Raw genomic sequence first — 13,912 nt, 5'->3', positions numbered from 1 at the left:
TAGATAGTGACGAGAAACTCAATAGTAGCGATGTTCTTACAAATATAATTATTAATAAGGGTTACGCACTATAGACAAGGAGGATAAGTTAAACGGCCGGTTAAATAATAATTTTTTGGTATATTTTCGGTAACTATTGTGAGCATTGAAGGTAAAAAAGGAATAGCAGCACGAAGATAAAGAGAACGAAACTTCATTGTCTCTAATATTACAACAATTGCAGTTAAAGTAAAGCGCAAAAAAAGCAGCCAAATAATAAATATTTGGCTGCTATAAAAGCTATTAATTTAAAGAATTACAACGAGATATGCTGAGCCTGACCTTTCTCGACAGCAAGTCTTGCAGCAGCGGAAGCGACTGCTAAATCTTGCAAGCCAACCCCAGTACCATCGAACAGAGTGATCTCATCATCTGAGCTACGACCTGGATGATCACCATTGATTACGTCACCTAGGGTGGTAATATCAGACTCTTTGATCGTGCCGGATTTGATTGCATGTTGCGCTTCACCAAGAGTGATCGATTGGGCGATCTCATCAGTAAATACAGTAGCAGAGGCTATTAGAGCGGGATCAACTTCTTGCTTACCCACTGTATCAGTACCCATACAAGCGATGTGCGTACCCGGCTTGATCCACTCTTTCATAAGCAATGGCTCAAACGCTGAAGTAATAGTAATAATGACATCAGCTTCTGCACATAACTGCTCACGATCAACAGACTCAAACGGTATGCCTAATTCTTCAGCGATGGCTTGTAGATTGCCAAGACGATCAGCGTCTTTATTCCAAGCAACGACTTTTTCGAAGTTACGTTGCTCAAGAGCAGCCCGTAGCTGAAAAGTAGACTGATGACCAGCACCAACCATACCAAGCACTTTACTATCTTTGCGTGCTAGATGAGCGATTGATACTGCAGATGCTGCTGCAGTACGTACAGCAGTTAGGTAGTTGCCGCCTACTATAGCGCGTAATTTACCATTATCAGGATTGAATAAAAAAATCGTTGACTGATGGTTAGTCAAGCCTTTAGCAGCATTGCCTGGCCAATAGCCACCTGATTTTAGACCTAGCGATTTGCCTGCACGGTCAAAACCTGATTTAAAGCCATACAAGGCATCAGCATAGCCAATAGCTTCGCGAATAACTGGGAAGTTATAAGCATCACCTTTCGACATTGACGCAAATACATTTTCAATCGCAGTGAATGCAGAATCACGATCAATCACTGATTTACAAGCGTCTTCTGATACGATCAACAGGCCTTCGTTGTTACTATTGTTTTCTTCACTCATTCTAAACTCCTTTTTATTACATGATTTTTACTTGATGTAGGCTGACGCTTATAATCTAAATAGTGGCAAATAACTACCAAATATACTAGGTAAAATGCGCAGCCTACGCCAAAAATTATGATAGTAAGAGTAGAGTTTCTTAGTACATTTTACCACGTGCAGATACAGGCCATACGCTTTCTACTTTACCGTTACGAACGCCGACGTAGAAATCATGAACGTTACAAGTAGGATCACAATGACCAGGTACTAGTTTAAGTTTTTCATTAATTTTAAGAACGCCATGCGGATCGCTAACTACGCCATGCTCATCTGAACATTTAACGTATTCAACATCGTCACGACCATAAATGAACGGTAGGCCACTATCAACTGACTGAGCTTTTAGACCAGCATCAACAATTGCTTTGTCAGGTTTGGCATGGCTCATCACAGAAGTTAGAAGGAATAAAGCATTTTCCCACTCATTCTTATCGATACGGTTGCCTTCTTCATCTAAAATACGACCGTAATCCGCATCCATAAACGCGTAAGAACCACACTGTAATTCGTTATAAACGCCAGAGTTACTTTCGAAATAGTAACTACCTGTACCGCCACCTGAAACGAATTCTGGTTTTAGGCCGATCTCTGTTAGGGCATCAACAGCGTCTTTTACTTGAGCCACAGAAATGGCAGTCTTAGCTTTACGATCGCTATAGCTGTCCATGTGCTGCATGGCGCCTTGATAAGCTTGGATACCTTTGAAATGGATATTTTCAGCAGCATCGATAGCTTTAGCGATTTCAACAACTGCTTCGGTAGTAGTCACACCACAACGTCCAGCACCACAATCGATTTCGATAAAGCAATTAAGTTGCGTACCATTTCTAGTCGCTGCTTCTGATAATTCAGCGGCACTATCGATGTCATCAACACATACAGTAATAGTTGCGCCCATTTTAGGCAATTTCGCTAAGCGATCAATTTTGGCAGGTTCGCGCACTTGGTTTGATACCAATACATCTTTGATGCCACCGCGTACAAACACTTCCGCTTCAGAAACTTTTTGACAGCAAACGCCAGCAGCGCCGCCAAGCTCTTCTTGCAATCTTTGTACATCAACAGATTTATGCATTTTACCGTGGCTACGGTGACGCATATTATGCTCTTTAGCATAATCACCCATTTTTTTGATGTTACGCTCAAGGGCGTCAAGATCTAGTATCAAACAAGGAGTTTGGATATCAGCTTCATCCATACCAACAGTTGCGGGTACGTTATAGCCTACTTCTAATGCTTCAGTTGTAATTGTCATTCGAAAATCTCCATTTTCTTAGTTAGTTTTATACAAAGTATTTTAAATTTGCACTTAATGTACGCTTGATTAATGCCTAGCTAATGCTTAGTTCCAAGGCAGTTTATCAAGATCAACGTTACCACCAGTAATAATTACCCCGACGCGTTTTCCAGCAAATACGTCTTTGTTCTTCAAAATAACAGCAAGCGGTACGGCACAGCTTGGCTCAATGACAATTTTCATATGAGTCCATGTCAGCTTCATCGCTTCAATAATTTCTTCTTCTGTCGCGGTCAAGATATCAGTAACGTAGTTGCTGACAAAGTGCCACGTCAAATCTTTAAGCGGCACTTTTAGGCCATCAGCGATAGTCTCAGGTGCATCATCAGCGATGATATGACCGGCTTTAAATGAGCGTGCTGCATCATCAGCATTCAATGGCTCTGCTGCATATATTTTTACGTCAGGAGCTAAGTTAGATAAGGTCAAGCAAGTACCTGATATCATGCCACCGCCACCGATTGGAGCCACTACCATATCAGGTTTTACGCCGATTTCTTCCATTTGCTCCAAGAACTCACGTGAACAAGTTGCTTGTCCAGCGATTACTCGTGGGTCGTTATAAGGATGAACGAAGTCACCACCAGTTTCGGCTTGAACCTTAGCAAACACTTCTTCACGTGAAGTAGTTGATGGTTCGCACTCAGTAATAATACCGCCATAACCACGTACTGCAGCTTTTTTAGCTTCTGGTGCACTGTGCGGCATTACTACGTGACAAGGTACCCCACGACGGCCAGCAGCATAAGACAAAGACAATGCATGATTACCTGAGCTATGCGTGCATACGCCATTTTTTGCTGCTTCGTCAGAGAGACCAAATACTGCATTTGAGGCACCGCGAACTTTAAAAGCACCAGCTTTTTGAAAGTTTTCACACTTAAAAAACATTTCACAACCTGCCAACTCGTTCAAAAACCGAGAAGTCATAACTGGTGTGCGATGAATGTACGGCTTAATGCGCTCATGAGCCTCTAACATATCATCGAGGGTTGGAATTGTTAATCCATCATCATTTGTAATCATAAAAGATACTCCCTATTAGTTGTTTATTTGGTTGCTTATCTAGCTGCTTTTTATTTAGGTGTTGCGGTAATACTCTTGTGCAGCAGCGACGCCTTGACCTAAAGTGATTGGATAATCTAAATCAACCATTGCCATCTCAATAGCTGCCAGCCCTGCTAGAACCATTACTTCAGTGAGTGAACCCAAATGCCCTATTCTAAAGGCACGACCGGCCATCTCGCCTAAGCCGACACCAAAAGATATGCCATATTTATTGAAGGCATGATCAGTCAGCTCATTACTATTAAAACCTTCAGGAACATATATCGCACTTACGGTTTCAGAATATAAATCAGGAGATACAGCACATAACTTAAAGCCCCATGCACTAACGGCTTGGCGTACGCCTTCAGCTAAACGATGATGACGCGCATAGACATTCTCAAGACCTTCTTCAAATAGCATATCAAGACTGGCTCTCATGCCATAAATCAGATTTAGTGGTGGCGTATAAGGGAAGCCACCATTGGCATTAGCTTTTAGCATGTCACGAAAGTCAAAATAAGTACGAGGTAATTTTGCTTGTTCCATTGCCGATAGAGCTTTTTGGCTAATAGCTAGTATCGCCATACCTGTTGACAGCATAAAACCCTTTTGTGAACCAGCTACCGCAATATCGACACCCCATTCATCCATTTTAAAAGGAACAGAAGCGATTGAGCTGACGCCATCAACGAATAACAAGGCAGGGTGATCAGCATTATTCATAGCACCACGTACCGCACCAATATTACTTAATACGCCAGTTGCTGTTTCGTTGTGCGTAACCATTAATGCTTTAATTTCGTGATTGGTATCTGCTGCTAAAATAGCCTGAAACTGATCAGCAGGAGCGCCAGTGCCCCAAGGGCATTCGATAACTTGTACATCTAGCCCATGACGCTGACACATATCGATCCAGCGATGAGAGAACATACCGTAGCGAGCGATTAATACTTTATCGCCAGGAGATAGAGTATTGCTGATAGCCGCTTCCCAGCCGCCTGTGCCACTTGAGGTAAATAAAAGGATTTCACCCTCTTCGGTGCCAAATACTTTTTTGGCATCAGCAAGCACCGGTAAGAAGGTATCTGAAAAGTCAGGAGCACGGTGATCTTGAGTGGGCACATTCATCGCGTGACGTAATCTTTCTGGTATATTAGTAGGGCCAGGGATAAAAATAGGATTTTGTAGCGACATGATTTACATCCTTGTAAGTGTGTATGAAGGTGACACAAAAATTGTATGAGTAGGTTATCGAACAGATTTAAGGCAAGAGTCTTCCCGACTCATACAGTTGTATTTTTTGTGTTTAGCAGATTTTCGTGTTGTACAGATTTAAAAATTAACCATGTCAAGAGAAAAGAGTTGCAGGTGATTTATCACTCTACTGCTTACTGCTTTCTTTTTATGGTGTGTCTTGCGGTAATCGTTTTTGGGGATGATAAACTAAGAGGTTTTGGTTGAAGAAGTTTAGATACTCGGCAACCATTTAAAAAATTATAGCATATACTAGAGGTGTTGTTTAACATACAGGGAAAATAATCTTATTACAAGCATATTTTGATCAGGCCTTATGCTTGTATTGATATTTTACCGCTATTAGCTAACAATTTAAACTGATAATTTAATAATCTAAAATAATGCTTGCAAACCTTCTGGAATTTGCTAAAATGCTCAACCTAAATAGGCGTATAGCTCAGTTGGTTAGAGCGCTACCTTGACATGGTAGAGGTCAGCAGTTCGAGTCTGCTTATGCCTACCAAATATTTAGAAAGCCCCAGTCTAACGATTGGGGCTTTTTTTGTCCGTAAAATATGGGCTGTAGCGGAAATATAAAGCTGATCTTGATCAAAACTTGCTTACCTATAGCCTTAGCCAAACTGCATCAAAAAATCTGTGTGCCTAAATTGTGCCTAAATTGTGCCTTCTATCAGTTTTGCCTGTCTTTCAAAATAGCATTTTTGACCTCTACTCTAGTTTTCCTAAAACTACGAAATAATTAATTTACTGCTTTTCCTCTACTGACTCATTGGGTACGTAAGTGAATAGATCACCTACTCCAACATTTAATGCCTCACAAATTTTATCCATGGTTTCAAAGTCTATCCTTGAAGTTTGTTCATTATAAATCTTGTGCATAGTCGATTTACTGATACCTGTCATTCTTATCAAATCTGCAACCTTCATTCTGCGCTCAGCCAGTAGCACTGGCAAATTACATAAAATCATAATAAAACCCTTTATCGACTAAAAAAGTACTTGCATACAACAACCTTTGCTAGTAAAGTACTTCTATCGAACAACTTAATAGTTCGATTAAATAATATAATTATTGAATTGACTCATAAGGAACTTATTATGTCACACACCTACCTAACTACCCAAGAGCTTTCTGAGCTTATCAAATACAACCCTCGTACTATCCGTAACGAGCTTAAGGATACTGTACTCATTGAAGGTATTCATTATATACGTCCCTTCGGAGGACGTAAGATTTTATATGTTTGGGAGGAAATTGAAAAAGATATGCGTACTGGCGTTGCCGGTAGCATCAACGCCATGGCATTACAATAAGGGGAATTACGATGGCTAGCATAAGAACACGTAAAGGTAGCGACATGCTGTTTGTTGACTTTCACTACATGGGCAAACGCTGTCGGGAGACGACAAACCTGATAGACACCCCAGCAAACCGCAAGAAGCTTGAAAACATCATTTTAAATATGGAAGCAAAAATCAGATTGGGCATTTTTAACTATGCTGAATTCTTCCCTAAAAGTGATAAAGCAGAAGAAATGATGGCATTAAACGATCGTAAGGAATGTATTAATAGTAATGTCCCTTCTTTTAAGCAGTTTGCCACACTATGGTTTTCTGAGAAAGAAATTGAGTGGCGCGATACTTACAAACGTAAAATACAGGAGATTATTGATATGTATTTACTACCTGAGTTTGGGACTAGACCCGTTCATCTCGTAAAAAAGACAGATGTATTAGCCTTCCGTTCATCCCTCGCCAAAGTGACTTACGGAAAAGCTAACAAACATCTGTCAGCGGCACGCATCAATTCGATAATGGTACCTTTAGGTATGATACTAAAAGAAGCCGCTAAACGCTATAAGTTTGATAACCCTTATGATGACATTAAGTCGCTCAAAGAGCCAAAGACTGATATCCAACCATTTACACTGGAGGAAGTCTGGAAATTCATCAATGGTGTGAGAGCTGATTATCGTAATTATTATCTGGTGCGCTTCTTTACAGGTATGCGTACGAGTGAGATTGATGGACTAACGTGGGAAAATATTGACTTTAATCGTCGTGAGATTGTGATTAAGCAGGCTCTGGTTAAAGGCAAAATGGTTCCCCCTAAGACGCAAGAATCTTATCGAGCGATTCAAATGTCACCTTGGGTTTTTGATGCTTTAAAAGATCAGCAAGCCATCACTTATAAGCGCTCAGAGTGTGTGTTTTGTGCTCATACTGGTTCGCCCCTCGATTATAACAATATCAATAAACAAGTATGGCATCCCACGCTACGGCTTTTAGGACTCAAGACACGCAATGCTTATCAGACACGGCATACAGCAGCCACGCTTTGGCTAGCAGCAGGTGAGAGCCCTGAGTGGATTGCCAGCCAAATGGGACACTCTACGACTAAGATGCTATTCAATACTTATAGCCGCTATGTGCCAAATGTGACCCGCCAAGATGGCAGTGCATTTGAGGCCTTGGTTACGCGCAGTCAGACTGTACAAGTATCTACTGACAAGGAGACATTACAATGAAATCCATTGATTATGATAAATTGCATGCGGCATTCAAACCTAGCGGCTATGTCAGTAAGGATGCCAATACTATCGGCAACATATTGATTTATGATCTATGTATTCAGCCTGGTTCTAATCTCGCGCGCTTTTTGGAAGTAAAAACGTGCTTTGACAATCATATGGCGATGCGTGTGTGGGTACAGAAGCGCTTGGACGTGAATATTGGGTATGTGGTTGATGATATGTGTCAGCAGCTTCAGGGTGAGCTTTATGAGCTATTATCGCAGCCTGGCTATGCGTACTGAGGAGAATATTATGAGTGTGAAACTTCAACCTAGCATGACGCAGAATACACGAGATTTAAATATCTGTAGCGATTACTGGGCATGTAATAATCAAGGTGATTATATTACACACGTAACATCAGTTTGTAAGAAGTACGACATCAGTTCTCATATCTTGTTTCAAACTATAGGTGAATGTTTTGCTTATTTAGATGATGTGCGATGCGAGTATTGTGGTTACGTTTGTCCTCTAGAAACACCTGCAGACATTCCTTTTATGCGCTCAAAAGAGCGTTGGTGTTGTGAGGTGTGCGAGCATGCCTTATGGCGTGACAACTAAAGCACTTAACAAGATAAAGTATTTTACTAATTACCAGATAATTTAGGTTGTCTGGTTTTTATTGTTTTAAAATGGCTAACGACGTTCGATGTTGTTTAACTCCCTTTTTGTATTGTGTCTTTCAATTTATTAAGATATGGTTGTTTAATAATTTAAAGAACTCTTGTTTGGATTGAAACGTACTAATGAAAAGTCTACCTATTGAAAATGAATCATCAGCTTCTATTCAACAGACGTTTATTGCGCATGTTCGTGCTAGCGATGGTAGCGAGCAATTGCTCTATAATCATCTGGTAGGTACGGCTAAAATATCTAAACTATTATCAACTAAAATTGGCTTGCCATTATCTGGTGAGCTAATCGGTCTGGTACATGATCTAGGTAAGTATAGTGAAGCGTTTCAAACATATATCAGAGATAGCATAGCCTTTGATAATTACAAAGATTTGGACTTAGATGAGGACGAAGAAGCTGAGATACTGCTCAAAGGTAAGCCTAAACGAGGCTCAGTTGATCACTCTACCGCTGGGGCAATATATCTTCATGAGCTATTTTGGAGATTAACAAAAACTATAAAAGATAATCTCAATCAGCAGAAAATAGCAGTCGGACAAGGACAGCTACTCGCCGACATTTTATTTATTTGCGTGGCTTCCCATCATAGTGGCATGGTAAATGTCGTCGATAAAGAAGGAAGCCGCTACCTTCAAAATCGTAAACAAAAAGAAGAGGATAAGTCCCATTATCAAGAATCTTTAGTTAATGCCATAAGCAATGATTTATTTTTTCATTTAGATAAGAGCATTAAAAGCGCAACGCTTAAAGAGTTCAATAACGCGATTGCTGATTTGCTATATGACAAGTCATCAACTACTAAACAAAAAGACTTTTATGTCGGCTTTTACGCACGAATGCTATTTAGCTGCCTTATTGATGCCGACCGTAGTAACAGCATTGCTTTTGAATATCCAAGCCAAGCTCACCTCCTAGAATACTACCGCCCCGACTGGCAAAAAGCTATAGATAAAGTCGAAACGCTTTACAAGGGTTTTGCTAGTAAAGCCATTCATAGTCCTCCTAACCCCATCAATCATCAGCGCAACCTTATTGCTAGTACCTGCTATGACACTGGGCAAAAAGAGCAAGGCATTTATACCTTAACAGTGCCTACAGGTGGCGGGAAAACGCTTGCCAGCCTGCGCTTTGCTGTGCAGCACGCCAAACGTCATAATCTTGATCGCATCATATATATTATTCCCTTCACTAGTATTATTGAGCAAAACGCTCAAGAAGTGCGAGATATTCTAGAAGAAAAGCTATCTGATGGCTGTTATGACGGGAAGTGGGTATTAGAACAACATTCTAATTTAGAGCCTGATTTACAGACATGGCAAAGCAAACTTATTATGGATAACTGGAATGCACCGATTGTCTTTACCACGATGGTGCAATTTTTAGAAAGTTGCTTTGGTGGCGGTACTAAAGGCGTCAGACGTTTGCACCAATTAAGCCGTGCAGTATTGATATTTGATGAGATTCAAACCCTGCCTATCAATTGCTACTATTTGTTTTGTAACGCTATTAACTTTTTGACTAGCCATGCTAATTCTACAGCGGTGTTATGTACTGCCACTCAGCCTGTATTAAACAAATTACCTATTGCCCATAATGGTAGTCTCAACCCATCGATAGAGATCATCGGTAATCGTGATCAATTAGCAGAACTGTTCAATACCTTAAATCGGGTAGATATTCATGATCATACTGGACAAGCTAAAAATTTAGACAGTATGACAGGTTATATTAGCGAAAATTTTAATCAGTATGCCAGCACTTTAGTGATTGTAAATACCAAGATTTGGGCAAGCCAGCTTTATCAGACATTATCAGAGTCCATACCTAAAGATGAGCTATATCATTTAAGTACGGGACAGTGTGCGCGTCATCGCAAAGACTTACTTGATCAGATTAGAGAACGCTTAAACCAAGGTTTGCCAACTTTGGTCATCTCAACTCAGCTCATCGAAGCGGGTGTTGACGTATCTTTTGCCTCAGTAATTCGGTTTTTGGCAGGGTTAGATAGTATCGCGCAAGCATCAGGACGGTGTAATCGTCATGGCGAAATGAGGAATAAGAATGGCAAGCCTACCAAAGGGCAAGTTTTTATCGTCAAGCCTGATAAGGAAAGCCTTAGTAAGCTGCCTACGATTAAATTAGGCAAAGAGCAGATGGAAAACAACATTTTACCGCTTCTATCTCGACCTGAAAATCAAGATAAACATCTTCTCGATCCCGACATCATGACTGACTTTTTTAAAGTGTTTTATACCACGGACTTTGCCAAGCAGCAAATGGCGTATCCTGTTAAAGACACGGGTAACAAATATTCTGGTGGCGACACTATCTTTGGTTGGACAAGCAATAATAGTCTCAATCCTGCGGTCAATAATGATAACGCTCACAGACTTAAAAATGGGCAGTTCCCTAAGTTATGGCAATCATTTATGGATGCAGGACGTGCATTTAAGGCTATTGATGCGCCAACCAAAGCTATTGTTGTGCCTTATGAAGATGAAGGTCGTGAATTGGTTACTGATCTATACGGAACACAAGTTAGTGACAAAGAATTCTATAAGCTGGCGCGAGAAGCGCAGCGGTATAGCGTCAACGTTTTTCCTTATATGTTTGATATGCTGCAGCAAGAGCATGCTATAGAACAGGTTAGAGATACAGGTATTTTTACTTTATCAGAGAAGTTCTACGATGAGCATATGGGGTTGAATATAGGAGGAGATGGCAAGCTTGATTTTATACAAGGATTTTAAAACGAGCTGGATGTTTTAGAGACAAATTAGTCAAAACTGTTTTAGATTATAAAAGGATATCCAATGTTGCAAAATACAAAACCAAAAAACTCAATCGAATTTCTACTCACAGGACGAAATGCTTTATTCACTGACCCTATTACGCGCATTGGTGGCGAGAAGACCAGCTACCACTTACCCACTTATGAAGCGTTAAAAGGCGTCTGTAAAAGCATTTACTGGAAGCCTAGTATTATCTGGTACATCGATAAAGTACGAGTGATAAATCCGATTCGTACCCAAACCAAAGGTATGAAGCCGATTAGATATCATAAAGACGGTAATGACTTGGCCTATTATACTTATTTGCATGATGTGGCTTATCAAGTGCAAGCGCATTTTGAATGGAATATGCACCGTCCAGAGCTTGAAGCGGATCACATAGACGGCAAGCATTATAGTATTGCTAAACGTATGGTTGATAAAGGCGGTCGCCAAGATATATTTTTAGGTGCTAGAGAATGCCAGGGCTATGTTGAACCCTGCGTATTTGGTAGTGGCAAAGGCGCTTATGATGATACTGATGAGCTAGGCTACGGGCTGATGTTTCATAGCTTCGCTTATCCTGATGAAACTGGCGTAGATGAATTGCACAGTCGTTTTTGGCATGCTGTAATACGTTTTGGTGTTATAGAGTTCCCTAAGCCTACGGATGACTTGCAAGCTGATAGTAATAACGGTATGCCGAATCGGTTTGTCCGCGCTATGAGCGCCAAAACCTTTACGCTTGATGAAAATATTGAGCCTGTCACCAGTACGGAGGAGTCGCTATGAGCTGGTTGCAACGACTATATCAAACTTATGAGCTGGCAAGCCAGAATGAAGAAATTCAGGCGCAAGAAAGCAGCTTAATGCCTTATTATCATGTCAATCAAAACGTGCAAATTATCGTTACTATCAACGATAAAGGCGACTTCGTCAACGCTGAAGTATGCCGAGATGGCAACGGTAAGGTTAAATCAAGCTACTTAGTTATTCCAGCGACCAATGATTCTGCTAACCGTACTTCGGGGGCTGTAGCGCACCCACTATCTGATAAGTTGCAATATATTGGTAAAGACTTTCATGAATATAGTGATGGAAATAAAAAGGATTTATATCCTTTATACGAACAAGAGCTATCTACTTGGTGTCATTCAGAATATGCCCATCCAAAAGCGCAAGCTGTCCTCAACTATGTGCAAAAAGGCACGCTAGTCAAAGATTTGTTAGACGCTAATGTCTTGATTGCTGACCCCGATGATATCAGCAAACTTGCCTACCCTGAACAAGCCAGCGATTATCCTGATAGCCTTTTATCCTCGTTAAATAAGAACAAAGGAGTGTTCGACCAAGGAGCAGCGTTTATTGCTTGGCGAGTCGCTGCTACAGAACTGGGTAAACAAGCTGAACACGGTGTGTCTGAAACATGGCGAGATGAGAGTTTGTTTGAGTCATGGCAGCAATTTTATGCCACTCTTGATAGTCTTGATGGTTTTTGTTATATCACTGGCAAAGACAGTCCACTGGCAAGCAAACATCCCAATCGCATACTTCGTAGCGCCACCAATGCTAAGCTTATCTCTGCCAATGACTTATCAAGTTTTACCTTCCTAGGACGCTTTACTGATGATGAAAAATCCATTAAAGCGCATGGGTTACAAGGGGCTAATATCAGTGCCGTTGTCACTGAAAAAGCTCATGCTGCTTTGTCATGGTTATTGTCTCGTCAAGGACGCGAAGATGCCGGTCAAGCCGTCGTCGCTTGGGCAATCTCGGGTAAAGAAACCCTGCAGCCCACCCAAGAAATTAATGAAGATGAACCTTTTGATGTTGAAGAAATTGTTGAGTCAGTGGACTTAAAGGAAGAGGAAATCAATCCTTTTACAATGTCCGATGATGACGACTTTGATGACGGCTTAGATAAAACAGACGATGATTCAGAATATAGCGAAATAGATGCAACGAAAGTAAATGAAAATAAACCCAACAAGCTCAACCATAGTAATAATCTAGGTCAGACTTTTGCCACGCACCTTAACAATACCATGCGAGGCTATCGTCAACAGCTTGATGTGCATGACCAAATCTCAATCATCACTTTAGATGCCGCCACCCCTGGGCGCATGGCTGTTACCTATTATCATGAAACTATGTCAAACGATTATATTGATGCTTTGGCATGCTGGTATCAGCAGTTTTCTTGGTATGCCACTTATAAAGATAGCGAAACCAATGAGTATAAGCTGATTATAAAATCACCAATACCTAAGCTCATAGCAGAAGTCGCTTATGGCTCTCGTGTATCAGATGCACTCAAAAAGCAAGTCGTCTCGCAAGTATTACCTTGTATAGTAGAAGGAGAAGCAAGACATTTTCCTTGGCAACTAGTAGACTTATGTATTAAACGTGCCTGTAATCCGTTGACATTAGAACATAGGGATTGGGAGCAAGCGTTAAGTGTCGCCTGTGCTTTATACCGTGGATATTATTTGCGCCAATCAGACAATAAAAAAAGGAGCTATACCGTGGCACTACAAACCGAACATAACAGCCGTGATTATCTATACGGTCGTCTATTGGCTGTTGCTGAAGATATTGAGAGCTTGGCATTATATATTGCAGGTGAAAAACGCAACACAACAGCGCAGCGTTATATGCAGCAGTTTGCCAATCGACCATTTACCACATGGCGCAATATAGAGCTGGCGCTTAAGCCTTATGAGAATCGCTTAAAGTCAAGTCGTGCTGGGTATCTAGCTAATATGCAGGACTTACTAGACCAAATTATGAGTCACTTTGAGGTTGAATGTTTCAATAATGACTCCGCCTTATCAGGTGAGTTTTTACTGGGCTATCACAGTCAAAAAATGCAAATAAAACTGGATAAACAGCAAGCGAAGAAGGCTCGTGAAGATAAGAAGCATTTAGAAGAGACGAGTAAAACGGCTTAATTCAAACTTTTGAACATCTGAATTTTAAACTTAATAAAAGG

General features: G+C 40.7%; 11 protein-coding genes and 1 tRNA gene. 7 read left to right on the top strand and 5 right to left on the bottom strand.

What is annotated here, in order from left to right:
• Positions 1 to 295 precede the first annotated feature (295 nt).
• The 4 genes from bhcD to bhcA all read right to left on the bottom strand — a co-directional run bounded on the left by bhcD (position 296) and on the right by bhcA (position 4,877).
• Positions 296 to 1,294 (bottom strand): iminosuccinate reductase BhcD, encoded by a 999-nt coding sequence (gene bhcD / locus KPY62_RS11705; protein WP_216582403.1) that lies wholly within the window; start codon positions 1,292 to 1,294, stop codon positions 296 to 298.
• Positions 1,295 to 1,433: 139 nt separating this feature from the next.
• The gene (bhcC, locus tag KPY62_RS11700) at positions 1,434 to 2,591 is read right to left on the bottom strand and encodes a 3-hydroxy-D-aspartate aldolase BhcC (protein WP_216582401.1); all 1,158 of its coding nucleotides are present in this window, start codon (positions 2,589 to 2,591) and stop codon (positions 1,434 to 1,436) included.
• An 87-nt stretch (positions 2,592 to 2,678) separates the two neighbouring features.
• Positions 2,679 to 3,659, bottom strand: coding sequence for a beta-hydroxyaspartate dehydratase BhcB (gene bhcB, locus KPY62_RS11695; protein ID WP_216582399.1), 981 nt, complete (start codon positions 3,657 to 3,659; stop codon positions 2,679 to 2,681).
• 54 nt (positions 3,660 to 3,713) lie between these two features.
• Positions 3,714 to 4,877, bottom strand: coding sequence for an L-aspartate--glyoxylate aminotransferase BhcA (bhcA, locus tag KPY62_RS11690; RefSeq protein WP_216582392.1), 1,164 nt, complete (start codon positions 4,875 to 4,877; stop codon positions 3,714 to 3,716).
• A gap of 488 nt (positions 4,878 to 5,365) precedes the next feature.
• Between bhcA and KPY62_RS11685 the strand changes: the two genes are divergently transcribed.
• A tRNA-Val gene (locus KPY62_RS11685) sits at positions 5,366 to 5,442 on the top strand.
• Positions 5,443 to 5,684: 242 nt separating this feature from the next.
• On the opposite strand, the gene KPY62_RS11680 is transcribed toward KPY62_RS11685, so the two are convergent.
• Entirely contained in the window at positions 5,685 to 5,909 is a 225-nt protein-coding gene (locus KPY62_RS11680) for a helix-turn-helix domain-containing protein (RefSeq protein ID WP_216582390.1), read from the bottom strand.
• A 129-nt stretch (positions 5,910 to 6,038) separates the two neighbouring features.
• Here KPY62_RS11680 and KPY62_RS11675 point away from each other — a divergent pair, with 129 nt between their 5' ends.
• From KPY62_RS11675 to cas8c, 6 genes are all read left to right on the top strand, one after another.
• The gene (locus tag KPY62_RS11675) at positions 6,039 to 6,254 is read left to right on the top strand and encodes a hypothetical protein (protein ID WP_058025596.1); all 216 of its coding nucleotides are present in this window, start codon (positions 6,039 to 6,041) and stop codon (positions 6,252 to 6,254) included.
• An 11-nt stretch (positions 6,255 to 6,265) separates the two neighbouring features.
• Positions 6,266 to 7,468: a site-specific integrase gene (locus KPY62_RS11670; protein WP_216582377.1), complete on the top strand. Its 1,203-nt coding sequence runs from the start codon at positions 6,266 to 6,268 to the stop codon at positions 7,466 to 7,468.
• Positions 7,465 to 7,755 carry a hypothetical protein gene (locus KPY62_RS11665; RefSeq protein ID WP_216582375.1) on the top strand — a complete coding sequence of 97 codons (291 nt, stop codon included), beginning with the start codon at positions 7,465 to 7,467 and terminating at the stop codon, positions 7,753 to 7,755. Before KPY62_RS11670 ends, KPY62_RS11665 begins: the two co-directional genes overlap by 4 nt.
• 504 nt (positions 7,756 to 8,259) lie before the next feature.
• Positions 8,260 to 10,899, top strand: coding sequence for a CRISPR-associated helicase Cas3' (gene cas3, locus KPY62_RS11660; protein WP_216582370.1), 2,640 nt, complete (start codon positions 8,260 to 8,262; stop codon positions 10,897 to 10,899).
• A gap of 63 nt (positions 10,900 to 10,962) precedes the next feature.
• A complete protein-coding gene (gene cas5c / locus KPY62_RS11655) occupies positions 10,963 to 11,712 on the top strand; it encodes a type I-C CRISPR-associated protein Cas5c (RefSeq protein ID WP_216582365.1) in 750 nt (249 codons plus the stop codon).
• Positions 11,709 to 13,871, top strand: a complete 2,163-nt coding sequence (cas8c, locus tag KPY62_RS11650) for a type I-C CRISPR-associated protein Cas8c/Csd1 (RefSeq protein WP_216582363.1) — start codon at positions 11,709 to 11,711, stop codon at positions 13,869 to 13,871. Before cas5c ends, cas8c begins: the two co-directional genes overlap by 4 nt.
• Positions 13,872 to 13,912: the final 41 nt, after the last annotated feature.

This window comes from Psychrobacter sp. TAE2020 (assembly GCF_018919485.1).
Lineage (GTDB): Bacteria > Pseudomonadota > Gammaproteobacteria > Pseudomonadales > Moraxellaceae > Psychrobacter.
This window is presented reverse-complemented; position numbering and strand designations above follow the sequence as displayed.